Below are 23,779 nucleotides of genomic sequence, written 5' to 3' on the forward strand. Positions count from 1 at the left end.
CGCTGGATTTTCCGGGCATCAACTTCGGCGCCGTGTTTGCGCGGCAATGATTTTTTGAGGCGTGCGCCCTGCTCTGTGGTCGATTGAGAAATGATCGAAGGAGGATGGGCCATGACTGAAGTACAAACCCTGCTGCTGCAACGCAATGACTGGGTGCCGAACAATCCGCGTCTGCCAGTGCTGATCTACCGCAGCGCGATTGCCGTTGAAGGCGACGATCCGGCGGCGCGCTTCGAGCAGACCTTCGGCGCCAATGGCTGGCCGGCGCAATGGCGCTACGGCATTTATGACTATCACCACTATCACACTGAAGGCCACGAAGTGCTTGGCGTGGCGGCCGGTCAGGCGCGGTTGATGTTGGGCGGGCCTGACGGCCAAGTCGTCGACGTCAGCGCCGGGGATGTGCTGTTGCTGCCGGCCGGAACCGGGCACTGCAATCTGGGATCGAGTGAGGATTTTCTGGTGGTGGGTGCTTATCCGCCGGGGCAGCAGGCGGACATTTGCCGGGCCGCGCCGAGTGATGCGCAGTTGGCGCAGATCGCGGGGCTGCCGTTTCCTGAGACAGATCCGGTGCAGGGAGTCGGGGGTGCAGTTGGGCGGTATTGGAGCCATTAGGCGCGGCGACCCTGCCGACGCTTTCGCGAGCAGGCTCGCTCCCACGGGAGATTTGTGCCTGACTCCGAACCTGTGGGAGCTGGCTTGCCAGCGATTGCGGTGGGTCAGCCAATATTGATGCTGGATGTGCCGCCGTCATCGCTGGCAAGCCAGCTCCCACAAGGTAGTGTTCTCAATCCTTTCGAGATACGGTGTCTACCTGTTCTCTCCCAGCATCGACGAGGTCCGTTTCATGAGCAATGCGTCTTACGTTCCGCCCAAGGTCTGGAAACACGAAGCCCCTTCCGGCGGCCACTTCGCCAGCATCAACCGGCCGATCGCCGGGCCGACCCACGACAAGCAACTGCCGGTGGGCAAGCATCCGTTGCAGCTGTATTCGCTGGCCACGCCCAACGGCGTCAAGGTCACCATCATGCTCGAAGAGTTGCTCGCACTCGGGCACAGCGAGGCCGAATACGATGCGTGGCTGATCCGCATTGGCGAAGGCGATCAGTTCTCCAGCGGCTTTGTCGAGGTCAACCCGAATTCGAAAATCCCGGCGCTGCTGGACCGCAGCGTCGAGCCACCGATCCGGGTGTTCGAGTCCGGTTCGATCCTGCTGTATCTCGCGGAAAAGTTCGGCGCCTTGCTGCCCAAGGATCCGGCCGGTCGCACCGAAACCCTCAACTGGCTGTTCTGGCAAATGGGCTCGGCGCCGTATCTGGGCGGCGGCTTCGGGCACTTCTACGCGTATGCGCCAGAGAAGCTCGAATACCCGATCAACCGCTTCACCATGGAAGCCAAACGGCAGCTGGATGTGCTCAACCGCCGTCTCGCCGACAACACCTATCTGGCCGGCGACGATTACACCATCGCCGACATTGCCGTGTGGCCCTGGTACGGGCAACTGGTGCGCAACAACGTTTACTCGGCGGCGGAATTTCTCGCCGCGCACGAGTACACCCATGTACAGCGCTGGGCGGAAGAAGTCGCCAAGCGGCCAGCGGTCATCCGTGGGCAGCGAGTGAATCGCACCTGGGGTGATGAAGACAGTCAGGTGCCGGAGCGGCATGAGGCGAAGGATCTGGACTGATAGCAAAAACCGCATACCCTGTGGGAGCGAGCCTGCTCGCGAAAGCGTCGTATCAGACAACGCATCTGTTGAATGACACACCGCCTTCGCGAGCAGGCCCGCTCCCACATTTGTTTGCGGAAGCCATCAAACCCAATTGTGAAAAAATCATTAACTAACTGACTCGTACGGGTTTATTCCCCGGAAACTTCCTACATACTAATGCGAATAATTCTTACATTCACTCGCATTAGTTTCGTTTGGGTAAATCTTGGGGAAGCAGATAGATGTCGTTTCACACCATTCACCGCCGCTCGAACCTTTCACCTAACCTCCTCGCAATCGCCATCGGCATGGCCAGCATCGCTCCTGCGTTGGCTGAAGAAACCGCAGCCACTGCGCCCGCCAATGGCCCGCTGGAACTGCAAGCAACCGAAATCGGCGCTACGCAGATGAGCAGCACCACCGAAGACACGCAGTCCTACACCACCGGCCCGATGCAGACCGCCACCAAGCTGTCGCTGACCATGCGCGAAACACCGCAGGCGGTGACAGTGATCACTCGCCAGCGCATGGACGATCAGAACATGACCAGCGTCAACGACGTGGTGCGCGGTACGCCGGGGCTGTTCCTCAGCGAGGCCAGCGGCCCGGGCCGGCAGACTTACAAGGCGCGTGGTTTCGACATCGACAACATCATGTACGACGGCCTGCCCAGCTCGTATTCGCCGTACACCCTGGCGGTGCAACCGAACCTGGCGATGTTCGACCGGGTGGAAATCGTTCGTGGCGCGACCGGCCTGGTCACCGGTGCCGGCAACCCGTCGGCGGCGATCAACATGGTGCGCAAGCGTCCAACCGCTGATCAGCGCGTAACCCTCACCGGCGCCGCCGGCAGCTGGGATGACTACCGTGGCGAAGTCGATGCCTCCAGCCCGCTGAACGAAAGCGGCACCCTGCGTGGCCGGGTGGTGACTTCGTATCAGGGCGCCGACAGTTTCCGTGACAAGGAAGAAAACGATCACGGCCTGTTTTACGCCATCGGTGAAGCCGATCTGAGCGACAGCACCACGGCGACCCTCGGTTTCTCCCGGCAGAACGACCAGACCAACTATTTCTGGGGCGGCCTGCCGATCGGCGAAAACGGCCACCACCTCGACCTGCCCCGCTCCACCTACCCGGGCACCGACTGGGAAAACCGCAAGTTGCAGGTCGACACCGTATTCGGTGAAGTCGAACACCGTTTCGCCAATGACTGGAAACTGCACCTCGGCGGCTCGACTTCGACAACCGAAGGCGAATTCTCCGGCACGTACCTGTCGCGCTACGACGGCCCGCTGGAAACCACCGCCTACCAATCGCACCACACCGACAAGCAACGCGCCTTCGACGGTTTCGCCAGCGGCCCGTTCGAAGCGTTCGGCCGTACCCACGAACTGGTAGTCGGCGCCAGCAACCGCGTGTACGACGCCACGACCAAGGAATACTCGCCCTACGACACAGGTCTGCCGATCGCCGCGCCCAAGCCTGACTTCGTCCGCAGTGGCAAGTCGCGTAACGTCACCACCCAGGACGCGGTTTACCTGACCACGCGCTTGAGCCTGGCCGACCCGCTGACGTTGATCCTCGGCAGCCGCCTGGACTGGTATGACTACGACGATCGCAGTGCCGACGGTGACTTCAAGGTCACGCGCAACCTGACCCGTTACGCCGGCCTGATCTACAAACTCGATGACCATCATTCGGTCTACGCCAGCTACACCGACATCTTTACCCCGCAAACCCAGAAAGATCTCGGCGGCAAAGTGCTCGAGCCGATCGTCGGTGAAAACTACGAAGTCGGTATCAAAGGCGAATATTTCGACGGTGCGCTGAACGGCAGCGTGGCGGTGTTCCAGATGGACCAGACCAACCGCGCCACCCAGGCGGCGACCCAGCTCGGCTGCCCGGAACTGACCTGCTACGAAACCTCCGGCAAGGTTCGCGCCCAAGGCGTGGACATGGAACTGCAAGGTGCGCTGACCGAGCAATGGCAAGTCGGCGCCGGCTACACCTACACCCGCGCCCACTACATCAAGGACGAAAACCCGGCCAACAATAACCAGAAATTCGACACTGACATGCCGGAGCACCTGTTCAAGGTGTCCACCGTGTACCGCTTCAAAGGCCCGCTGGAAAAACTGCGCGTGGGCGGCAACGTCTACTGGCAGAGCCGCATGTACAACGACATCGCTCTGGCCAACGGCGGCAGCTATCGCCTCGAACAGGGCGGCTACGCGGTCACCGACCTGATGGCCGGTTACGAGGTCAACAAGCACCTCGACCTGCAGGTCAACGCCAACAACATCTTTGACCGCAAGTACTATTCCTCCATCGGCACCGACGTGACCTGGGGCTCGACCGACAACTACGGCACCCCGCGCAGCTACATGATGACGGCCAAGTACAAGTTCTGAGGCGATAGCGCTCAGCATGCAAAAAAGGCGCCGGGAGTTTTTCCCGGCGCCCTTTTTTTGCACGTTCATTAGGCATGGCCGGCAATTATCGATAGTCTCTTGCGACACTTTCGCGAAGCGCCGGCCATGCCCCAGACAGATTTCTCCTCCGACCTCCAGGCCATCGGCAGCATTGACGCTGTGCCGGTGATCCTGAGCATGGTCAAGCATACGACCGGCATGCGCTTCGCCGCTGTAGCGCGGGTCACCGAGAGCAAGTGGATCGCTTGCGCCGTGGATGACTCGATAGACTTCGGCCTGTTGCCCGGCGGCGAACTGGTGCTCGAATCGACGATTTGTCATGAGATCCGTCAGCACCATCAGCCGGTGATCTTCGGCCATGCCAGCCAGCACCCGGTTTTCTCCACGCACCACACGCCGAAAACCTATGGTCTGGAAAGCTACATTTCGATTCCGATCATCAAGGCCAATGGCGAGTTTTTTGGCACACTCTGCGCCATTGATTCAGTTCCGGCGAACCTCGACGACCCGGCCATCGAAAAGACCCTCACCCTCTTCGCCCAGCTGATTGCGATGAGCCTGGATACCCAAGGCCATTTGCACGCGACCAAAACCGCGCTGGCCGATGCCAACGAATTGGGCCGCCTGCGCGAGCAGTTCATCGCCGTGCTGGGCCATGACTTGCGCACGCCACTCAGCGCCATTCGCATGAGTGCCGACCTGCTGCAAAGCAAAGCCGAAGACAAGCGCTCGCGTACGCTGCTATCGGCGATCCGTACCAGCTCGGTGCGCATGGGCGTGCTGATCGAAAACATCCTCGACTTCGCCCGGGGTCGGCTCGGCAGTGGCATCCCGGTGCAGCGCAAACTTGTCGATGACTTGCAGCAGACGCTGCGCCAGACCCTGGAAGAAATCCAGGTGGCGTACCCGCAGGCGAATTTTATTGATTCGCTTGAGGTGCCGACCGGGGTCTATTGCGACCCGTTGCGCATCAGCCAGTTGTTGTCGAATCTGCTGGGCAACGCCGTGACCCACGGTTCTACGGCCGAACCGATCGTGCTCAAGGCGTTTGCCGAGGGCGATGAGATGGTGATTTCGCTGACCAACCAGGGCGCGCCGATTCCACCCGCGCTGATGCCGCTGCTGTTTGAACCGTTCTCACGTTCCGAAGCCGGTCAGCGCAATGAAGGGCTGGGGCTGGGCTTGTACATTGCCGGGCAAATTGCCAATGCGCACAACGGCACCTTGACCGTGACGTCCGACAGCGAGGCAGGCACCTGTTTCGTGGCGCGCTTCCCTGCCCGCTTCAAATGGGTCTGAGCGCCGTTCTAAGTATTCAGTGGTGTCTGCGGCGTATCCGGATTGAGCTGGCGGCGACGAAACTGCCCCGGTGGCTGGCCATGAATCTGGCGAAAACGTCGAGAGAAATAGGCCTCATCAGCAAATCCACACAGCCGCGCGACCTCGCCCACCGAGCGCGTGCTGTTGAGCAGGAAATTGCGCGCCGCGTGCATGCGCCGCTCCAGCACCAGCTCGGTGAACGTCTTGCCGATCTCCTTGCGCAGCCAGTGCGTCAGGTAAGTCGGTGACAGATAGGTCGCAGCGGCGACTTTGATCAGGTTGAGATCAGGATCGGCGATGTTCTTCCGCAAGTATTCGAACATGCGGCTCAAGGCGTCGCGACGGCTGTTTTCGGCGGCGTTCTCTTCTGCCAAGCGCTTGAGCGGCTCGGCGTAAAGAAAACATACGCTGCCAATCATCTGCAGCAACAAGCCCTTGAGCATTTCCCGCGTGCCGAACTGACGGTTCTCATCAAGGCTGCGCATCTGCTCGATCAGGCCGCAGACCTGAGCGAAATCCTCATCGCCCAAAATGAAATCCAGATGCTCCTGAAAGCGGAACGGCGACAGTTCAGGCGCGAGCAGGATTGACACCTCTTCCAGATCCATCGGGTCGCACTGTAGATGCGGCAAGAGAAACGTCTGGGAAAAATTGATGACGATGAAATTGCTGTCCTCGGGATGCGGAATCACATGCACCCGATGAGGCAGGATGAACGCCAGAGTGTTGCGCGGGAACGGCCGCTGCACGCTGCCGATGTGCTGCACGGTGTCGCCACCGAGGTTGATCTGGATTTGAAAATACTCATGCCGGTGAGGCGCGGTTTCGGCGCGCCGACCCTTTCTGTCGCGAATGTAGAAATCGGTCAATTCGCTGCGTTGCTGCATGACGTAGGTCGGGATACGGCTGGGTGAAGACATGGGCGGGAGGTCCTCCGGGCAGTGAGGTGGCGCCCGTCATCTTGCAGGGTTGTGCGGTGGGCGGCAACGAGTCATACGATGACGTTGTCTTTTTTGAAAGAAGCCTCGCGATGAGCCTGTCCAAAAACCGCATTATCGTAAAAGTAGAGATAGTCGTTATTTTTCAGTTATTTATGCTTTAAACCTGATCTTTATTCTCAAGACAAATCGTATTTATCTTTTTGGACACGTTCGCCAAATCCACTTTTTTCAAGAAAAAACGTTCTAACCCATCGGTTGATTTAGAACCGTTGTACGACCACTTTAATGACCAACGCAGCCCAACCTCTTTCAAAAACAATCAAAGGTGCGCACGTCATGATCCTGCTATTTCCCCTCGCCGCCCCGCCCGACCTCCCCTTGAAATCAGTCGCACAAAGACGTTCCTGAACGTCTGAAAGCCGCGCTGCAACCCGTCCGATTGCCTTGCCCCACACGTTGCGGGCAACGGCATCGGCTGCTCGAAAAATCTCGACTCTTCTAACAATAACGAGGTCTCCGCATGTCCAACTCCCATTCTTCCAGTGCCACGGTGCCACCGGTGATCGCCGGTGCACGCGATGCCGTTTCGGCGCAGCGTCTGCCTACGCGGCGGCGCTGGTTCATGCTGTCGCTGCTGCTGATCGCGACGATCATCAATTACATCGACCGGGTGAATATCTCGATCGCCGCGCCGTTCATGGCCAAGGACCTGGGCCTGGACAAGATCGAGATGGGCCTGATCTTTTCCGCGTTCGCCTGGACCTATGCCTTGGCACTGGTGCCGGCCGGCTTCATCGCTGATCGGTTTGGCTCGCGCTTCACCTACGGCGTATCGCTGATCAGTTGGTCGACCGTCACCGTTTGCCAGGGTTTCGCCACGGGATTTGCCTCGCTGTTCGGCCTGCGCCTGGCGGTCGGCGCCATGGAAGCCCCGGCTTTTCCGGCCAACAGCCGCGCCGTGACGGTGTGGTTCCCGGCGCGGGAACGCGGGATGGCCAGCAGCATTTACGTGTGCGGTCAGTACCTCGGCACGGCGCTGTTCACCGGCGCGCTGCTGTGGCTGGCGACCACTTTTGACTGGCGCCACGTGTTCTACAGCACCGGCGCACTCGGCATCGTCTTCGGTGTGCTGTGGCTGTACCTGTATCGCGATCCGCTGAACTGCAAAAAAGTCAGCCAGGAAGAATTGAAGTACATCGAAACCGGCGGCGGCCTGGTCAAGAGCAGCCAGGAGCGCACCCGTTTCAACTGGCGGCAGATCGCCGAGCTGTTCAGCTATCGGCAGATCTGGGCGATCTGCATCGGCAAATTCGCCAGCACCTCGGCGCTGTACTTCTTCCTCACCTGGTTCCCGACCTACCTGATCGAAGAACGCAAACTGACCATGATCAAGGCCGGGATCTTTGCCGTGCTGCCGTTCGTGGGGGCGACGGTGGGGATTCTGCTGGCCGGCATCGTTTCCGACCTGCTGATACGTCGCGGCTACTCGATGTCGTTTGCGCGCAAGTTGCCGCTGGTGGTCGGTTCAATGCTGGGCATGTCGATCGTGCTGGTGAATTTCACCGATTCCAACCTGATCTGCATCGCCGTGCTGACCATCGCCTTCTTCGCCCAAGGCATCGCGTCCTCATCGTGGGCGGCGGTGTCGGAAGTGGCGCCGAAAGAGCTGATCGGCCTCACCGGCGGCATTACCAGCCTGGCGGCGAATATCGGCGGCATTGTCACACCGATCGTCATCGGCGCCATCGTTCACGCCACCGGCACCTTCGCCTATGCCTTCTGGTTTATTGGCGGCGTGGCGCTGATCGGCACCCTCTCCTATTCGTTGTTGCTCGGACGTCTGTACCGCATCGAGCTGAAGGTGCGCTGAGGCGAAAAGCCCGGATTTGTCCAAACGCAGGCGGCTTTCGTCCAACTTCACCGACGCCAGCCGCCGTACGCTGCCCTTTCAAACAGGATGACCCGCAGGATGAACATGACCGAATACGTCTTTACCCCGGATCTGCCCGTGACCTTGCCGGTCCTCGGCACCGAGCAGCGCTTCCCCGTTGGCCGGGTGTTCTGTGTCGGCCGTAACTACCCGTGGCCGGACTCTCAAGGCCAGTCGCGCCAGCCGCCGGTGTTTTTCATGAAACCGGCAAGTTGCGTGGTCGATGCCGTCGGCGACGTCGCCTTCCCCTCAGTGTGCGAGGACTTCGTTCACGAAATCGAACTGGTCGTGGCCATCGGTGAAGGCGGCGCCAATATCCCCGAGGATCAAGCGCTCGCCTACGTGTGGGGCTACGCCGCCGGCCTCGACCTGACCCGCCGCGATGTTCAACGCGCAGCCAAGAGCAACGGTTTGCCGTGGGAAGGCGCCAAGGTGTTCGACGGCGCCGCGCCGATGACTGCCGTGGTCCCGGTGAGCCGCTCTGGCCATCCCGAAGGCGAGTTGTGGCTGAACGTCAACGGCGAAGAACGCCAGCGCGACAACCTCGACAGCCAGATCTGGTCGGTCAGTGAAGTAATCGCGCGCATCTCGCAATCCGTGGCCCTGCGCGCCGGCGACCTGATCATGACCGGCAGCCCCGCCGGGGTTGACAGTCTGCAACCCGGCGATGTGATCAGCGCTGGCATCGACGGCATCGGCCACCTGGAAATGCGCGTCGGCCCACGGCCCTGATCCTGCGGATTAAGAAAAAGGAGAACAACAATATGACAACCTCTTTGAAAGTCGCGCTGGTGACCGGCGCCGGCAGTGGCATCGGCCGCGCCGTGGCACTCGGCCTGATGGCCGACGGCTTTACCCTTGTGCTCGCCGGACGCCGGCCCGAGCCCTTGCAAGCGCTGGTCGAACTGGCGCAGAGCCAGGGTCATCAAGCCTTGGCGGTGCCCACCGACGTGCGTGACCCGGCCAGTGTCGACGTGCTGTTCGCGACCATTGCCGAGGTCTACGGGCGCCTCGATGTGGTCTTCAACAACGCCGGCGTCAACGCCCCCGCCGTGCCGCTGGACGAGCTGACCTTCGAGCAGTGGCGCAACGTGATCGACACCAACCTCAACGGTGTCTTTCTCTGCGCTCGCGGCGCGTTCGGGCTGATGCGCAAACAACAGCCGCAGGGCGGACGAATCATCAACAACGGTTCGATTTCCGCACACACACCGCGCCCGTTCAGCAGCGCCTACACCGCGAGCAAACACGCCGTGCTCGGCCTGACCAAATCCCTGGCGCTGGACGGCCGTGAATTCAACATCGCCTGCAGCCAGATCGACATCGGCAATGCCCTGACGGAAATGTCGGTGCGCATGACCAAAGGCGTACGCCAGGCCAACGGCAGCATCGCCGTCGAGCCGATGGTCGACGTCAAACACGTCGCCGATGCAGTGTGCTACATCGCCGGCCTGCCGCTGTCAGCCAACGTCCTGAACATGACCGTCATGGCCAGCGCCATGCCGTTTGCCGGCCGCGGTTGAGCCGGCCTTTTTATTGCGTAACGAGGTAGCCATGAAGCCAGAAATCCTGCAACTGAGCCCGATCCTGATCCCTGAAATCAACGCGCGTCTGGACGAACTGTTCACCGTACGCCGCTACTTCCAGCAAACGGACAAACCCGCCTACATAAAGGAACACGGCGCCAACATTCGCGGCGTCATCACCGGCGGCCACACCGGCATCAGCCAGGCGCTGATGGCGCAACTGCCGAACCTGGAAGTCGTCGCGGTCAACGGCGTCGGCACCGATGCCGTCGATCTGGCCTACGCCCGCGACCGCGGCATCCGCGTCACCGCCACCATCGGCGCCCTCACCGAAGACGTCGCCGACCTCGCCATCGGCCTGCTCATCTCGGTCTGTCGTGGCCTGTGCACCAGCGACCGCTACGTCCGCTCCGGCCAATGGCCGCAAAGCCCAACCCCACTCGCCCCACTGCCCCTGGCCCGACAAGTCTCCGGCATGCGCATCGGCATCGTCGGCATGGGCCGCGTCGGCCGCGCCATCGCCACCCGCGCCGCCGCCTTCGGCTGCCCGATCAGCTACACCGACCTGCAACCAATGAGCGACGTCCCCCACACCTTCGTCGCCGACCTCAAACAACTCGCCCGCGACAGCGACACCCTGATCCTCGCCGCCGCGGCGGACAAGGGCGAAGCGATCATCGACGCGCAAGTGCTGCAAGCGCTGGGCAAGGACGGTTATCTGATCAACGTCGCCCGGGGCAAACTGGTGAATGAGGCGGATCTGGTTGCCGCGCTTGCGGCGGGAGAGATTGCCGGGGCTGGGCTGGATGTGTTTGTCGATGAACCGAATGTGCCGGAAGCGTTGTTTGCTAATGAACAGGTGGTGCTGCAACCTCATCGGGCCAGCGCAACATTGCAGACTCGCACGCGGATGGGGGAAATGGTGGTGGCGAGTCTGGTTGATACGTTTGCGGGGAAAGTGCCGGTTGGGTGTGTGACGGGGTGAATGGTTGTTTGGGATAGGCTGCAGATTGCGTTGAGTCAGTGAAACCCAGCCCCCTCACCCCAGCCCTCTCCCCCAGGGGGCGAGGGGGAAAGGGAGCCGATCTTCGTTGAATTCAAGAACGAGCTCGACGCAGAGTCTCAGGTCGGCGCATCTTCAACAAACACCTCGACCAAGTCCCCTCTCCCTCTGGGAGAGGGTTAGGGTGAGGGCCGTCCCTGGAGAAACCGGATCGCAAGACAAAACAACACTCCCCAATCATCATCGTGTTGCCTGATACACAGCCATCGCGAGCAGGCTCACTCCTACAGTTTTGATCGGATGCATTCAGTGAGAAAACGGTCGGCTGTCAGGCCGCCTTCGCGAGCAGGCTAGCTCACACAGAAAAGCAAAAGCAGACCCCATCGCTTTTCACCACTCAATACAATGAGCGCAAGCTCGAGTGGCTCTTGATCCTGGAGCCCGTCGGCAGGCTGAGCGGAGGGATTGATCCGGGCGTGGGAGCGCAGCGACCGTACGACGCAGTCGTACACAGCGGAAGGAGGTGCAGCGAAGCAAACCGGAGCCGCTGCGCCAGGATCGATCCCGCAGCGAAGGAACCCCGAGCCTCAGCGAGCGGGCCGAACGTCAGGGCGCAGCCTTTTGGTTACTTTTTGGCGTTTGAAAAAGTGACCCGCTGTAAGAGCGGAACCGTAATCAGCCACACCCGCAGAAACGGATATACACCCAAAACCCGAAGAGCATGGTCGGCCCAAAGGCCGCCAAGTCCAAAAAAACCCCACAACCGAAAACCAGTGTGGGGCGAAAAAATTGGTTGGTTGCGGCCAACCAAAGGAGCTCTGTCAAAACCCGTCAAGCGCTCAGATCAAATGCACTCCTGAGCCGCCCGCTCAAAACTCGAAGGCAACAAATTCGACGCCAGCAAATGCCGCTCATAAATGAACACCTTGCCGCCCTTCCCCGCCTTGTACGCCTCCAGCACGTTGTCCGCCGCGACCTTGCTCGGCACCACAATCCGATAACTGCGCTGACTCTGCGAAACCGTCGGATTCAACGCACTGCCCTGCAACTTCGGCACCACGCAATCGGCGTACTGCGCCGGCGTCTTGCTGGTCTGCAAGGTCAGGGTCGGATCGTTCGGCGCCGAAGCACAACCGCCGAGCAAAAGGGAAACAAAAGCCATGGCTGGCACGAATAAAGGACGCATCGGGGTAATCCTGAAAATAAAGGTTCGGTTCAACCGGCAACGGTTCGACTTCACGGCGCCGCCGTTGCCATTTATGTTTTAAGAATCAGCTCGACGCCACGAGGGCCTTGAGCGACACATCGAATTGCTTCAGCGCATTGAGTTGCAAGTCACGCTGCTGATTGATCTGCGCGGCGACTTGTGGCGCCGCCTGGTTGTGCACCCAGACCGAAGGCAACTCTTGCTCGATCGCCCCCTCGGCCTTGCCGATGTACTGCAAATCGGCGTCATAGAACCGTGCAGAGAAGCGCGCCTCGACCAGACTGTTGCGTCGAGTCAGCAAGCGGTTGAAGGTATCGAGCTTGACCACCACGTCCGGGTGAGCCTGAACCAGGTCATCCAGATTGTCGTAAACGGTCACCGAGACGAACTGTTGCTGCAGCGAACTCATCAGCCAGTCGAGGGCCAGTTCCGGGTCGGAACTGCCGACAAAGGCGTCGCGGATTCGCGAATCCAGTGCGTCTTTCGCACCGTTGAGCGCCATGTCGTGGTAACGCTCCAGATACTGCAGGTTCTGTAAGGTGTTTTCGCTCAACAACACACCCACGGTCTGCGTGTGCTGCAAGGCCGATGCGCTGGCGGCGATGGGTTGCAGGTGACACGACCGGGAGTCGTCTGCGTAAGCCGGTGCGGTAACTACCCCGCCCATCAGCAGGGCGATCATTGCCAGTCGAGTCAGAGTGTTCATCGCGCAATTTCCTTGAGCTGCGTCTTCGATGGAGGTGATTTTCCGCCGATCGCCGGCAAAGCAGAACTTGCGTTTCTTGATGGTCACTATTACTTCCAGCAATAGTTGCGCGTCGCGCAGACTGATGCACACTGAGCACATTCAAGAAAAATGATGAGGGTCTCGCCTTGAGAACGTTTGATCTGATCCGTGACGCCGTGCTGCCCGAATATCGCGACCGCGTAGCCGAATACCTGGTGCAGTACGAAAGCGTCCTGCTGGACAAAACCACCCGCGATGCGCAATTGATCCGCGATACCGCCCAGCAACTGCGCGGTTACCTGCGCGGGCTCAACACCACGCGGGTGCTGGGCATGGCCTATTGGGAAGAGCTCGATCGGCGCGTGGTAGACACCTGGCTAAGCCCGCAAGAGTGACCGCTGAAGCGCCAGTGGTCTGCCCGGCAACACGCCCCCTGCGAAAAACCTGACCAAACGCTTACAATCGCAGGCCTATTGCCATACAGACAGGCCTGCCCGGAAATGCCGCTCGACCCGCCAACGATGCTGACCATCACGATCGCCCTCGCAGCCGCTGCCGCGCTGTACCTGGCGGTCGAGTGGCGCAGCATCCGTGAGCCTTCGCTACTGTTCTGGAGCGCCGGTTTCGCCACCATCACCATCGGTTCCACCCTCGCGCTGCTGCGCAGCAGCGGTTTTCTGCTGCTGGGCATCTGGTTCGCCAACGGCCTGCTGGTGACCGCGCATTTCTTTTTCCTGCTCGGTGTGGCGCGCTTCACCCAGACCCGACTATCGCCGGCGTGGTACCTGATTTTCGCAACCTGGCTGATCATGTTGACGTTGCCGGACGGGCCGCTGTGGTCCAAGGCCATGCTGGTGGCCAACTCGCTGCTGGTGGCGATCCCGACGCTCAAGGCCAGTTCGCTGCTGCGCCCGCACGGCAAGTCGTTGAGCGTTGGCGCGGTGCAATTGCGTTATGTGCTGCTCGGCCACGGCATCTTTTATGTGGCCAAGGCCCTGACCGTGGTGATCCCCGGCACGCTGATCGATCTGGCGGCATTTCGCGGCGAGATCATTCAGATCTCGCTGGTCGAAGGCGCGATGGCGATCATGTTGATCGCCCTGTCGATGACCGGCACCGAGCGTTATCGCCGGGAAAAGCAGATCGCCCGCCTCGCCGAGCGCGATCCGCTCACGGCCCTCTACAACCGCCGCGCCCTGGAAAAGCGTACGCCACGCCTGCTGGCCGGCGTTTCCGCGCAAAAACCAGGGGCGCTGCTGTTGATCGATATCGACAACTTCAAACTGGTCAACGATCAGTATGGGCATATCGCCGGCGACCGCTTGCTGATTGCCTTGAGCGAAATGATCCGTGCCCAGCTTCCGGCCAATGCGTTGACGGCGCGGCTGGGTGGCGATGAGTTTTTGATGCTGCTCAACAACGCGTCAGCGGAAGCTATCCTTGAACTGGGCAACGCCTTGCGCGAACAGTTTCTGGCCCTGGCGTCGCACACCTATCCCACGTCCGCTGCGGTGACCTTGAGCATCGGCGCCACCCTGTTCGACAAACCGCCGGCCAGTCTCGCGGCGCTGATCGAACTTGGCGACGCCGCGCTCTACGAGTCCAAACGCGGCGGACGCAACCGCTTGCGCCTGTCCGGCCTCGCCACTCCAGGATGAAACCCGCCATGTCCAGCCACGACACCCCGCTGCAAGACCTCGCCGCCCCCGAAGGCGTTTGTTACGGCTGCGGCGGCCGCAATCCGCAAGGCCTGCACGTGAAAAGTCGTTGGGATGAGGACGGCAAACACGTTATCGCCGAGCATCTGCCCGAAGCTCAATATTGCGGCTGGCCGGATCTGGTTTACGGCGGGCTGATTGCCATGCTTGTCGACTGTCATTCGAACTGGACCGCCATGGCCTGGCACTACCGCACGGAGAACCGCGAAGCCGGCAGCCTGCCGCGCATCGACTGCGTGACTGGCAACCTCGGGATCAAATTCATCAAACCCACACCGATGGGCGTGCCGCTGCTCTTGCGCGCGCGAGTCGAAGGTGAAGTCGGGCGCAAGACCCGGGTGATTTGCGAGGTGTATGCCGGGGAAGTGCTGACGGCGGTGGGTGATTCGGTGTTTGTGCGGGTGGATACGGGGCAGTTGGCGGATGCAGCGCATGGCCGCGAAAGCCAAAGCCCCTCACCCTAGCCCTCTCCCAAAGGGAGAGGGAACTGACCGAGGTGCTTGGTGCAGATACGCCGACCTGGGAAACCGAGCCGAACTCAAATCTTGAAAAAACCCTCACCCTAGCCCTCTCCCAGAGGGAGAGGGAACTGACCGAGGTGTCTGGTGGAAATACGCCGACCTGGGAAACCGAGTCGAACTCAAATCTTGAAAAACCCTCACCCTAGCCCTCTCCCAGAGGGAGAGGGGATTGACCGAGGTGTCTGGTGGAAATAGGCCGACCTGGGAAACCGAGTCGAACACAAATTCTGAAAAGCTTGAAAATCGGCTCCCTCTCCCTCGGGAGAGGGCTGGGGTGAGGGGCTGCGGTTCAAGCCACGCAGCCACACTCAAGCCGAAAGCGAAACGTTCTGAGCCAGCTCTTCAACGCGACAAAGCCGCCACACCAGCCCGCGCCGCATGCAGCTTTTTATAGCTTTCGATCAAGCGCAAATGCCGATCCAGCCCTTCCAGCTTCATGCTCGTTGGCGTCAAACCGTAAAAACGCACACTGCCATTCACCGAACCAATCGCAGCATCCATACGCTCGTCACCAAACATCCGACGGAAGTTGGCCTCGTAGTCTTCCAGCTCGAGATCCTCGTCCAGCTCCATCTCCAGCACCACATTCACTGCCTGATAGAACAAGCCGCGCTCTACGGTGTTGTCGTTGTATTGCAGGAACGCCTCAACCAGATCCTTGGCCTCGTCAAACTTCTGCAGTGCGAGGTAGATCAGCAGGCGCAGTTCCAGAATCGTCAGCTTGCCCCACGGCGTGTTGTCGTCAAACTCGATGCCGATCAGCGTGGTGATATCGGTGTAGTCATCCTGCTCGCTGCGTTCCAGGCCTTGGACCAGATTGCGCAGGCCGACTTTGCTGAGGTTGTGCAGATTGAGGATGTCGGAACGGAATTGCAGGGCTTTGTTGGTGTTGTCCCAGATCAGGTCTTCGATCGGGTAGATCTCCGAGTAATCCGGCACGAGGATGCGGCAGGCCTTGGCGCCGATGTGCTCGTAGACCGCCATGTAGACTTCCTTGCCCATGTCTTCGAGGATGCCGAACAGGGTCGCGGCTTCTTCGGCGTTGGAGTTTTCGCCTTGGCCTGAGAAGTCCCATTCGACGAATTCGAAATCTGGCTTGGCACTGAAGAAGCGCCACGACACCACACCGCTGGAATCGATGAAGTGCTCGACAAAGTTGTTCGGTTCGGTCACTGCCTGCCCCGAGAACGTCGGCTGCGGCAAGTCATTGAGGCCTTCGAAGCTGCGGCCTTGGAGCAGTTCGGTCAGGCTGCGTTCCAGCGCGACTTCCAGGCTCGGGTGCGCGCCGAACGAGGCGAAGACGCCGCCAGTGCGCGGATTCATCAGGGTCACGCACATCACCGGGAATTCACCGCCCAGCGAGGCGTCCTTGACCAGCACCGGGAAGCCCTGCTCTTCAAGGCCTTTGATGCCGGCGAGGATGCTCGGGTATTTTTCCAGTACCTCTTGCGGTACATCCGGCAGGGCCATTTCGCCTTCGAGGATTTCGCGTTTCACCGCGCGCTCGAAAATTTCCGACAGGCACTGCACCTGCGCTTCGGCCAAGGTATTGCCGGCGCTCATGCCGTTGCTGAGGTAGAGGTTTTCGATCAGGTTCGACGGGAAGTACACCACTTCACCGTCCGACTGGCGCACGAACGGCAGCGAGCAGATGCCGCGCTGAGTGTTGCCGGAGTTGGTGTCGTACAGGTGCGAGCCGCGCAGTTCGCCGTCGCGGTTGTAAATGTCAAGGGTGTAGTCGTCGAGAATCTCGCTTGGCAATTCGTCTTTCGGACCCGGCTTGAACCACTTCTCGTCCGGATAATGGACGAATTCGGCATTGGCGATGTCTTCGCCCCAGAACTGGTCGTTATAGAAGAAGTTGCAATTGAGGCGCTCGATGAACTCGCCCAGCGCCGACGCCAGTGCGCCTTCCTTGGTCGCGCCCTTGCCGTTGGTGAAGCACATCGGCGAATGCGCATCGCGGATATGCAGCGACCAGACGTTGGGCACGATGTTGCGCCACGAGGCGATTTCGATCTTCATGCCGAGGTCGGCAAGGATCTTCGACATGTTGGCGATGGTCTGTTCCAGCGGCAGGTCCTTGCCGGCGATGTAGGTGCCCGCCTGGGAATCGGACTGCGGCATCAACAAGGCCTGGGCATCGGCGTCGAGGTTGTCGACTTCTTCGATGATGAACTCGGGGCCGGTCTGCACCACTTTCTTCACGGTGCAACGGTCGATGGAACGGAGGATGCCCTGGCGATCCTTGTCCGAAATATCGGCGGGCAATTCGACCTGGATCTTGAATATCTGGTTGTAGCGGTTTTCCGGGTCGACGATGTTGTTCTGCGACAGGCGAATGTTCTCTGTCGGGATGTTGCGCGTGTCGCAGTACAGCTTGACGAAGTAAGCCGCGCACAAGGCCGACGACGCCAGGAAGTAGTCGAACGGCCCCGGTGCCGAGCCGTCGCCCTTGTAGCGGATGGGCTGATCGGCGATCACCGTGAAGTCGTCGAACTTGGCTTCAAGTCGAAGGTTGTCGAGAAAGTTGACCTTGATTTCCATGCGGGATTACCAGAATACGGCTAAACGAATGGCGGCCATTATCCGGTTTTTGTGCGGGAAGTCTCGCCCTTTCGGGATTCGCCGCTGGCCGGCGCTGCTGGAAATTCCAACGGATTCGCTACACTTTGAAAAAATCCAGGCGATACCAATAACAACAATCTGAACATTGTGCGCTCGCCATTGTTCTAGATTCAGAAGACACCGGATCAAGGACGAGCACATGGCCGTTATTCTCCCTGCGCAGCCAATCCCCACCCCGCAACGCGCCGTGACCCGGCGCCTGGCCATCGCCGTTGGCGCACTGTTTGTTGCGGGTGTCATCGCCGCGATCAGCACCTTGCTTGGCATCGCCAATACCCTTGACGCGAAGGATCTGGAACAGAACCAGTTCTATTCCGTGCGCGCCGTGGAAAACCGCATCACCGCGTCGAAAAACTACATCACCAGTTATGCCTACTGGACCCGCGCCTATGAGGCCTTGAGCGGGCCGATCGACGTCAACTGGGCCTACACCGAACAGAACATGGGCAAGACCCTGTTCACCAGCGACGGCTACGACGGCGTGTTCGTCCTTGATCGCAATCGCACCAAGTACGCGGTGATTCGCGGGCAGATGGTTGAAACCGACGTATCCAGCGTACTGCAAGCGCCCGCCTCGGCGCTGGTCGAGCAGGTGCTGAGTCAGCCTGATCTGACCAAGCCGATCAGCAGTTATTCATTGTTCGAAGGCTGGCCGGCGCTGATCACCGCTGCCGCGATCATTCCCAACGATGAGCGCCCGCTGGACGAGCTGCGTAACACCTCGGTGCTGGTGTTCGTCGACAAGCTGACCCCGACCAAACTGCGCAAGATCGGCAGCGGTTATGGCCTGACGAACCTGACCCTGGTCCCGGATGAAACCATTGAGAAAGGCCATCCAAGCGTGCCCCTCGACAGCACCGGCTACAGTCTGGTCGCCGACCTGCAGCGACCCGGTCAGCAATTGCTGTGGACGCTGGTGCCGCCGCTCGGCGCGACGTTTCTGGTGCTGATGCTGCTCACCGCCTATTTTTTCCGCCATGCATTGCGCTCATCGCAATACGTCGACAACAGCATTCATGCCATGCAGGCCTCGAATCAGGCACTCGAGAAAGCCAATCATGCCCTCGAAGCCAGTGAAGAACGCTTTCGCGCCGTGGCCGAAGCGGCGTCGGACTGGATCTGGGAAGTTGATGATCAGTTGGCGCTGACCTATCTGTCGGCGCGCTTCAGCGAAGTCACCGGTTACCCGCAAGCTCTGTGGCTGGGCCAGGACATCGGCGAATTACTGACTTGCGACACCACACCACTGGAGCTGTGGCTGCGCAAACTCAGCGAGGAAAACAGCGCCAGCGATTTGCGCTGCACTTATCGCGATCACTCCGGGCAGCCGCGCCACTGCCGGCTCTCGGCGCGGCCGATTTTCGACAAGAACAGCGTCGTCGGCTATCGCGGCACTGCCAGCGACATCACCGACGAAGTCGCCGCCCATGCGCAGATCCAGCACCTGTCGATGCATGACGCCCTGACCGGCCTGCCCAACCGCAACAAACTGGCGCGTTATCTCGACGACGTCCTGGTATTGAAGGAACACGCGCCGCCGCTGTCGCTGCTGATGATCGATCTGGACAACTTCAAGCCGATCAACGATTCCCTCGGCCATCCTGCCGGTGACGCGGTTCTCCAGGAAGTCGCCACGCGCCTGCGCGAATGCACCCGCGAGCACGACATCGTCGCCCGTCTCGGTGGTGATGAATTCGTCGTGGTGCTCAACGGTATGGACAGCCATAACGAGATCGACAAATTCTGCACACGGCTGATCGGCAGCCTGCATCAACCGATCAATTACGAACAACATCCGCTGCACATCGGCGCCAGCATCGGCATCGCCCTGAGTCGTCGACACGGTTTTGCCGCCAGCGATCTGATCCGCTACGCCGACATCGCGCTATATCAGGCCAAATCCGACGGCAAGAACACCTGGTGCTTCTTCGAAGCGCACATGAGCGACCAGATCCAGACGCGCCGGCAAATGGAAGATGACCTGCGCCATGCGCTCAAGCACAACGAATTCGTCCTGCACTATCAGCCGCGCTACAAGGTTGATGGCAAGCACATCGTTTCGGTGGAGGCGCTGGTGCGCTGGCAGCATCCGACCCAGGGCCTGCTCGGGCCGGACGTGTTCATTCCGCTGGCCGAGCAGACCGACCTGATCGTACCGCTGGGCCGCTGGGTGCTGCGCGAAGCCTGCGAAACCGCGCTGGAATGGCCCCATGACATTCTGCTGTCGGTCAACCTCTCGCCTGCGCAGTTCGCCCTCAGCGATGTCGTCGAGGATGTTCGTGAAGTGCTGGTGGATACGCGTTTCCCCGCCAGCCGTCTGGAACTGGAGATCACCGAGAACGTGATGCTCAATGACACCGACGGCGCGCTGACCACCATGAATCAGCTCAAGGAGCTCGGCGTACGCCTTAATATGGACGACTTCGGCACCGGTTATTCGTCGCTCGGTTACCTACGCGCCTATCCATTCGACGGGATCAAGATCGACAAACGCTTTATCGCCTCGATCAGCAGCGGCGCCAACGACCGTGCCGTGGTGCAGGCGATCATCGGTCTGGGCAAAGCCATGGGGCTGACGGTGACCGCCGAAGGCGTCGAGACCGAGGAGCAACTGGCGATTCTCGGCAAGGATCAATGCAACGAGGTGCAGGGTTATTTCATGAGTCGGCCAATCGACAAGGCGGCTTTTGCTGATCTGCTACGGGCTTCGCGACTGTCGCTGGTGAGCAAAAAAGGTCGGGTGACGTGAATATCAGCCATCGCTGGCAATGCGCACTTTGCCGCTGAACACGCGGAAACCGAAGGTGTTGTAGGCTAGGGTTATCGGTATGAGTACGGCGAATCCGACCAGCATGAAGATCTGGCTGTTCGGGCTTGAGGCTGCTTCGCCCAAAGTCAGATCCGGCGGAATGATGAAGGGAAATAGCGCGACCAGCATCACCGCGAAAGCCAGGACGAAGATGCCCAATGCGGCGAACAACGGCACGCAGTCAAAGCGCCCGTGAAAACCTTTGCTGAACCCCCATCCTAGAGTGCTGAGGATCAGCCCTGCCGCCAGCCACAGCCGAATATCGGCAAGCCGCTGGGCGTATTGCGGCTGCAACGTCGCCGTCCATGCAATCAGCACCAGCAATAACGCCACGACGACCAGCGCCAAGACGCGGGCCTGGCGGGCCGAGTGCTGCTGCAATTCATCCAGAGTCCGCCAGTACAACCAGCACGTCCCCAGCCAGACGTAACCGAGCACTAGCACCAAACCACAGAACACAGGGAACGGATTCAGCCAGTCGCGGCCATCGCCAATGTACTGACCGCCCTGATGGGCGATGCCTTGCACGAGGGTACCGAGCACCATGCCCTGGACCAACCCGGTCAGCAGCGAAGCCAGGGCCAGCACGCCGTCGACGATGCGCTTGCGTCGCTCGTTCGGTGCGTAATCGCGAAACTCCAGCGCCATGGCCCGCGCGATCAAGGCGAGGAACATCACGATAAAAGGCACGTACAAGGCCGGCAGCAAGATCGCGTACGCCAGCGGAAACAACGCCAGCAGCCCGCCGCCGCCGAGCACCAGCCAGGTTTCGTTGGCGTCCCACACCGGCAGAATCGACACCGCCATGGCTCGTCGCTGGTGTTTGCAATCCGTGAGGCCCATGAGCATGCCGACGCCCAGATCGGTGCCGTCGAGCAACACGTAGTTCATCACCGAGAACGCCAATGCGGCAGCGCACAATAGAGTCAGCCAATCGATATCCATGTCTGCGACTCCTCAGTGCCCGGTTTCGTCGGCAAGGGTGGGCTGCGGCCCGGGTTGGTCCTGCTGCGGCGGCTCGCGCAACAGGCGCAGCAACACCCACAGACCGATGCCGAAGATCAGCAGATAAAACAGCAGAATCAGCCACGTCGACCCGACGACTTGAGCCCTGGACACCGACGACAGACTGTCCGCCGTGCGCATCAATCCGTAAACGGTGAACGGCTGTCGCCCCACTTCGGTGACGACCCAGCCGCTGAGCATCGCCAGAAACCCGGCCGGTGCCAGCAGCACGCACGCGCCCAGCCAGAGCCGCGCCGTGTACAGGCGATTACGTCGGCGCAGGATCAGGCTGACCACACCCTGCCCAAGCATCAACAGCCCCAACCCGACCATCAGCCGAAATGCGAAAAACACCGGCGCCACGGGCGGGATGTCCTCAGCCGGGAACTCATCAAGCGCAGCGATTGTGCTGGTCAGGTCATGCTGCAGGTAGAGGGAACCAATGCGCGGAATCGCCACCTCCCAGTGGTTGCGGCGCTCTTGCATATCCGGCCATGCGAACAGCCGCAGTGGCTCCCCTGCCCCTTGGGCCGGGCGCGTCCATGAGCCTTCGATGGCCGCCACTTTCTGCGGCTGGGCGTGCAAACTGTGCCGGCCATGCAGGTCCCCGACGACAATCTGCACCGGCATCAGCAGCGCAATCACCCATAGCCCCATGGAGAATTGCAGGCGAGCACGCGGGTTTTTCGGGGCCTTGCGCAATTGCCAGGCACTGATCCCGGCAATCAGCGTCGCGCTGCCGATGAACACGGCAAGCAGCATGTGCGCCAGGCGATAGGGAAACGAAGGGTTGAAGATGATTGCCCACCAGTCCTCGGCAAGGAACCGCCCGTCCGCGCCAATCGAATAGCCGGCCGGGGTTTGCATCCAGGAGTTGGCAGACAGAATCCAGAACGCGCTGATCAGCGAGCCCACCACCACAGCGCAGGTGGCAAAAAAGTGCAGACGCGGGCCGACTTTCTTCAAGCCGAAGAGCATGATGCCAAGGAAACCCGCTTCGATGAAAAACGCCGCCATCACTTCATAGAACATCAGCGGACCGAGGACATCACCGGCCTGCACCGACAGCCGCGACCAGTTGAGGCCGAACTGATACTCCAGAATCAATCCCGACGCCGTGCCCACCGCAACGTTGAGGGCAAATACCTTGAGCCAGTAACGATAAACATCCAGATAAACCTGGCGCCCGGACCTCAACCACAACGCCTCCAGCACCACGAGGAAATTCGCCAGACCGATGCTGAACGCCGCCAGCACGATGTGAAAGCTGATCGTGATTGCGAACTGAGCGCGGGCGGCCATCAGGGCCGAATCAACAGGCTCCATCCATCAGCCGCTGTAGAACACAGCAAGCTTGTTGCCTTCGGGGTCGCGCAGATAGGCCACGTAAAAGTCCGGCGTATAGGCTTCGCGCGTGCCCGGCGGTCCTTCATTGCTGCCGCCACTGTCGAGCCCGGCCTTGTGCACCTGATCGACCTTGTGCCGCGAGTCGGCGCGAAACGCCGGCATCATGCCGTTGCCGGGTGTCGCCGGCTCACCATTGAACGCTTGCGAGATGTGCACACTCCCGGGCCCGTTGGACTTGTCGGCGCAATCGGGCAAGTAGAAACAGTAGTGTTCTTCGCGATCATGCCGGTAGCCAAGCGGCGTCAGGATCGCCTTGTAAAAAGCCGCCGAACGCTCGACATCGTTGGCGCCGATAAACAGATAACTGAGCATGGGATGTCCTCCGATGGCAGCTGTCAGCGCTGTGGCTGTTCCTCATTCAGGGTAAAAACATTGCCGGCGTCACGCACCAACTGGCGCCATTCGGCACTGGTGATCAGGCCTTGCTCCTCCATCTGATCCGCAGCCTTGAGCAGCTCGTCATATTGCTGTTCCGGATCCAGATCGCCCTCGGCCTGCTCCGCCATCCTGCGCCATGCCGCCAGTGATGCCTTCTTTTGCTGATCGAACATACGGGTATCTCCTGAGGGACTTACCCGGTAGAAAAAACAGCGCGCCAGAGGTTCAGGGCAGACGACGGATGGACGGTTGATGCGGAATTCTTTTGTAGGAGTGAGCCTGCTCGCGATAGCGGTATATCTGTCAAATTAAATTTGAATGTTCCTCCGTCATCGCGAGCAGGCTCACTCCCACAGAAAAGCAAAATCAAAAGATCGCAGCCTTCGGCAGCTCCTACAGTTGGATCGCGTACCACCTCAAGAACAGGTCGGCTGTCAGGCCGCCTTCGCGAGCAGGCTCGCCTACAAAGCAAACGCAAAGCAGCGCAGCTGCCCGCGGCGAAGCCGCACCACTCAA

The 23,779-nt window shown here is 60.3% G+C and carries 20 protein-coding genes; 12 read left to right on the forward strand and 8 right to left on the reverse strand.

The annotated features are described in order from the left end of the window. Positions 1-111 precede the first annotated feature (111 nt). From ACZZ0K_RS11915 to ACZZ0K_RS11930, 4 genes are all read left to right on the forward strand, one after another. Positions 112-615, forward strand: coding sequence for a cupin (locus ACZZ0K_RS11915; protein ID WP_258708054.1), 504 nt, complete (start codon positions 112-114; stop codon positions 613-615). Between the two features lie 232 nt (positions 616-847). Beyond that, positions 848-1,687, forward strand: coding sequence for a glutathione-dependent disulfide-bond oxidoreductase (yghU, locus tag ACZZ0K_RS11920; RefSeq protein WP_258708053.1), 840 nt, complete (start codon positions 848-850; stop codon positions 1,685-1,687). Positions 1,688-1,953: 266 nt separating this feature from the next. Then, complete coding sequence (locus tag ACZZ0K_RS11925) at positions 1,954-4,122, forward strand: TonB-dependent siderophore receptor (protein ID WP_258708052.1); 2,169 nt, start codon at positions 1,954-1,956, stop codon at positions 4,120-4,122. A 126-nt stretch (positions 4,123-4,248) separates the two neighbouring features. Continuing rightward, positions 4,249-5,442: a GAF domain-containing sensor histidine kinase gene (locus tag ACZZ0K_RS11930; protein WP_150742601.1), complete on the forward strand. Its 1,194-nt coding sequence runs from the start codon at positions 4,249-4,251 to the stop codon at positions 5,440-5,442. A gap of 8 nt (positions 5,443-5,450) precedes the next feature. On the opposite strand, the gene ACZZ0K_RS11935 is transcribed toward ACZZ0K_RS11930, so the two are convergent. After that, positions 5,451-6,383 carry a helix-turn-helix transcriptional regulator gene (locus ACZZ0K_RS11935; RefSeq protein ID WP_258708051.1) on the reverse strand — a complete coding sequence of 311 codons (933 nt, stop codon included), beginning with the start codon at positions 6,381-6,383 and terminating at the stop codon, positions 5,451-5,453. A 541-nt stretch (positions 6,384-6,924) separates the two neighbouring features. On the opposite strand from ACZZ0K_RS11935, the gene ACZZ0K_RS11940 reads away from it, so the two are divergent. The 4 genes from ACZZ0K_RS11940 to ACZZ0K_RS11955 all read left to right on the forward strand — a co-directional run bounded on the left by ACZZ0K_RS11940 (position 6,925) and on the right by ACZZ0K_RS11955 (position 10,845). Then, positions 6,925-8,274 carry an MFS transporter gene (locus ACZZ0K_RS11940; protein ID WP_056785134.1) on the forward strand — a complete coding sequence of 450 codons (1,350 nt, stop codon included), beginning with the start codon at positions 6,925-6,927 and terminating at the stop codon, positions 8,272-8,274. 99 nt (positions 8,275-8,373) lie between these two features. Next, on the forward strand, positions 8,374-9,066 hold the full coding sequence (locus ACZZ0K_RS11945) for a fumarylacetoacetate hydrolase family protein (protein ID WP_236169023.1): 693 nt from the start codon (positions 8,374-8,376) through the stop codon (positions 9,064-9,066). A 32-nt stretch (positions 9,067-9,098) separates the two neighbouring features. Further along, positions 9,099-9,857, forward strand: a complete 759-nt coding sequence (locus tag ACZZ0K_RS11950; RefSeq protein WP_258708050.1) for an SDR family oxidoreductase — start codon at positions 9,099-9,101, stop codon at positions 9,855-9,857. A gap of 31 nt (positions 9,858-9,888) precedes the next feature. After that, on the forward strand, positions 9,889-10,845 hold the full coding sequence (locus tag ACZZ0K_RS11955; RefSeq protein WP_258708049.1) for a 2-hydroxyacid dehydrogenase: 957 nt from the start codon (positions 9,889-9,891) through the stop codon (positions 10,843-10,845). Positions 10,846-11,707: 862 nt separating this feature from the next. On the opposite strand, the gene ACZZ0K_RS11960 is transcribed toward ACZZ0K_RS11955, so the two are convergent. Then, positions 11,708-12,049, reverse strand: coding sequence for a YajG family lipoprotein (locus ACZZ0K_RS11960; protein WP_150742604.1), 342 nt, complete (start codon positions 12,047-12,049; stop codon positions 11,708-11,710). 85 nt (positions 12,050-12,134) lie between these two features. Continuing rightward, positions 12,135-12,776 (reverse strand): class II glutamine amidotransferase, encoded by a 642-nt coding sequence (locus ACZZ0K_RS11965; RefSeq protein WP_258708048.1) that lies wholly within the window; start codon positions 12,774-12,776, stop codon positions 12,135-12,137. Between the two features lie 167 nt (positions 12,777-12,943). On the opposite strand from ACZZ0K_RS11965, the gene ACZZ0K_RS11970 reads away from it, so the two are divergent. From ACZZ0K_RS11970 to ACZZ0K_RS11980, 3 genes are all read left to right on the forward strand, one after another. Beyond that, the gene (locus tag ACZZ0K_RS11970; protein WP_041480432.1) at positions 12,944-13,192 is read left to right on the forward strand and encodes a hypothetical protein; all 249 of its coding nucleotides are present in this window, start codon (positions 12,944-12,946) and stop codon (positions 13,190-13,192) included. Positions 13,193-13,297: 105 nt separating this feature from the next. Beyond that, positions 13,298-14,455, forward strand: coding sequence for a GGDEF domain-containing protein (locus ACZZ0K_RS11975; protein WP_130901283.1), 1,158 nt, complete (start codon positions 13,298-13,300; stop codon positions 14,453-14,455). A gap of 8 nt (positions 14,456-14,463) precedes the next feature. Further along, entirely contained in the window at positions 14,464-14,979 is a 516-nt protein-coding gene (locus ACZZ0K_RS11980; RefSeq protein ID WP_258708046.1) for a PaaI family thioesterase, read from the forward strand. A gap of 399 nt (positions 14,980-15,378) precedes the next feature. On the opposite strand, the gene ACZZ0K_RS11985 is transcribed toward ACZZ0K_RS11980, so the two are convergent. Beyond that, positions 15,379-17,583: an OsmC domain/YcaO domain-containing protein gene (locus ACZZ0K_RS11985; protein WP_258708045.1), complete on the reverse strand. Its 2,205-nt coding sequence runs from the start codon at positions 17,581-17,583 to the stop codon at positions 15,379-15,381. A gap of 220 nt (positions 17,584-17,803) precedes the next feature. On the opposite strand from ACZZ0K_RS11985, the gene ACZZ0K_RS11990 reads away from it, so the two are divergent. Continuing rightward, positions 17,804-20,413: a bifunctional diguanylate cyclase/phosphodiesterase gene (locus ACZZ0K_RS11990; RefSeq protein ID WP_258708044.1), complete on the forward strand. Its 2,610-nt coding sequence runs from the start codon at positions 17,804-17,806 to the stop codon at positions 20,411-20,413. A gap of 3 nt (positions 20,414-20,416) precedes the next feature. Here ACZZ0K_RS11990 and cydB read toward each other — a convergent pair whose 3' ends face one another. Genes cydB through ACZZ0K_RS12010 form a run of 4 tightly spaced genes read right to left on the reverse strand, consistent with a single transcriptional unit; the run spans position 20,417 to position 23,436 of the window. Then, entirely contained in the window at positions 20,417-21,418 is a 1,002-nt protein-coding gene (gene cydB, locus ACZZ0K_RS11995; RefSeq protein WP_258708043.1) for a cytochrome d ubiquinol oxidase subunit II, read from the reverse strand. Positions 21,419-21,430: 12 nt separating this feature from the next. Next, on the reverse strand, positions 21,431-22,780 hold the full coding sequence (locus ACZZ0K_RS12000; protein WP_258708042.1) for a cytochrome ubiquinol oxidase subunit I: 1,350 nt from the start codon (positions 22,778-22,780) through the stop codon (positions 21,431-21,433). 27 nt (positions 22,781-22,807) lie between these two features. Beyond that, positions 22,808-23,197 carry a VOC family protein gene (locus ACZZ0K_RS12005; protein WP_463559113.1) on the reverse strand — a complete coding sequence of 130 codons (390 nt, stop codon included), beginning with the start codon at positions 23,195-23,197 and terminating at the stop codon, positions 22,808-22,810. Between the two features lie 23 nt (positions 23,198-23,220). Further along, positions 23,221-23,436, reverse strand: coding sequence for a hypothetical protein (locus ACZZ0K_RS12010; protein WP_016774424.1), 216 nt, complete (start codon positions 23,434-23,436; stop codon positions 23,221-23,223). Between the last annotated feature and the right edge of the window lie 343 nt (positions 23,437-23,779).

The sequence above is a fragment of the Pseudomonas sp. AC255 genome, assembly GCF_979258175.1.

Coding starts and splice junctions, on each gene's coding strand:
- ACZZ0K_RS11915 (WP_258708054.1), top strand. CDS start 112: ATGACTGAAGTACAAACCCTGCTGCTGCAACGCAATGACTGGGTGCCG.
- yghU (WP_258708053.1), top strand. CDS start 848: ATGAGCAATGCGTCTTACGTTCCGCCCAAGGTCTGGAAACACGAAGCC.
- ACZZ0K_RS11925 (WP_258708052.1), top strand. CDS start 1,954: ATGTCGTTTCACACCATTCACCGCCGCTCGAACCTTTCACCTAACCTC.
- ACZZ0K_RS11930 (WP_150742601.1), top strand. CDS start 4,249: ATGCCCCAGACAGATTTCTCCTCCGACCTCCAGGCCATCGGCAGCATT.
- ACZZ0K_RS11935 (WP_258708051.1), bottom strand. CDS start 6,383: ATGTCTTCACCCAGCCGTATCCCGACCTACGTCATGCAGCAACGCAGC.
- ACZZ0K_RS11940 (WP_056785134.1), top strand. CDS start 6,925: ATGTCCAACTCCCATTCTTCCAGTGCCACGGTGCCACCGGTGATCGCC.
- ACZZ0K_RS11945 (WP_236169023.1), top strand. CDS start 8,374: ATGAACATGACCGAATACGTCTTTACCCCGGATCTGCCCGTGACCTTG.
- ACZZ0K_RS11950 (WP_258708050.1), top strand. CDS start 9,099: ATGACAACCTCTTTGAAAGTCGCGCTGGTGACCGGCGCCGGCAGTGGC.
- ACZZ0K_RS11955 (WP_258708049.1), top strand. CDS start 9,889: ATGAAGCCAGAAATCCTGCAACTGAGCCCGATCCTGATCCCTGAAATC.
- ACZZ0K_RS11960 (WP_150742604.1), bottom strand. CDS start 12,049: ATGCGTCCTTTATTCGTGCCAGCCATGGCTTTTGTTTCCCTTTTGCTC.
- ACZZ0K_RS11965 (WP_258708048.1), bottom strand. CDS start 12,776: ATGAACACTCTGACTCGACTGGCAATGATCGCCCTGCTGATGGGCGGG.
- ACZZ0K_RS11975 (WP_130901283.1), top strand. CDS start 13,298: ATGCCGCTCGACCCGCCAACGATGCTGACCATCACGATCGCCCTCGCA.
- ACZZ0K_RS11980 (WP_258708046.1), top strand. CDS start 14,464: ATGTCCAGCCACGACACCCCGCTGCAAGACCTCGCCGCCCCCGAAGGC.
- ACZZ0K_RS11985 (WP_258708045.1), bottom strand. CDS start 17,583: ATGGAAATCAAGGTCAACTTTCTCGACAACCTTCGACTTGAAGCCAAG.
- ACZZ0K_RS11990 (WP_258708044.1), top strand. CDS start 17,804: ATGGCCGTTATTCTCCCTGCGCAGCCAATCCCCACCCCGCAACGCGCC.
- cydB (WP_258708043.1), bottom strand. CDS start 21,418: ATGGATATCGATTGGCTGACTCTATTGTGCGCTGCCGCATTGGCGTTC.
- ACZZ0K_RS12000 (WP_258708042.1), bottom strand. CDS start 22,780: ATGGCCGCCCGCGCTCAGTTCGCAATCACGATCAGCTTTCACATCGTG.
- ACZZ0K_RS12005 (WP_463559113.1), bottom strand. CDS start 23,197: ATGCTCAGTTATCTGTTTATCGGCGCCAACGATGTCGAGCGTTCGGCG.
- ACZZ0K_RS12010 (WP_016774424.1), bottom strand. CDS start 23,436: ATGTTCGATCAGCAAAAGAAGGCATCACTGGCGGCATGGCGCAGGATG.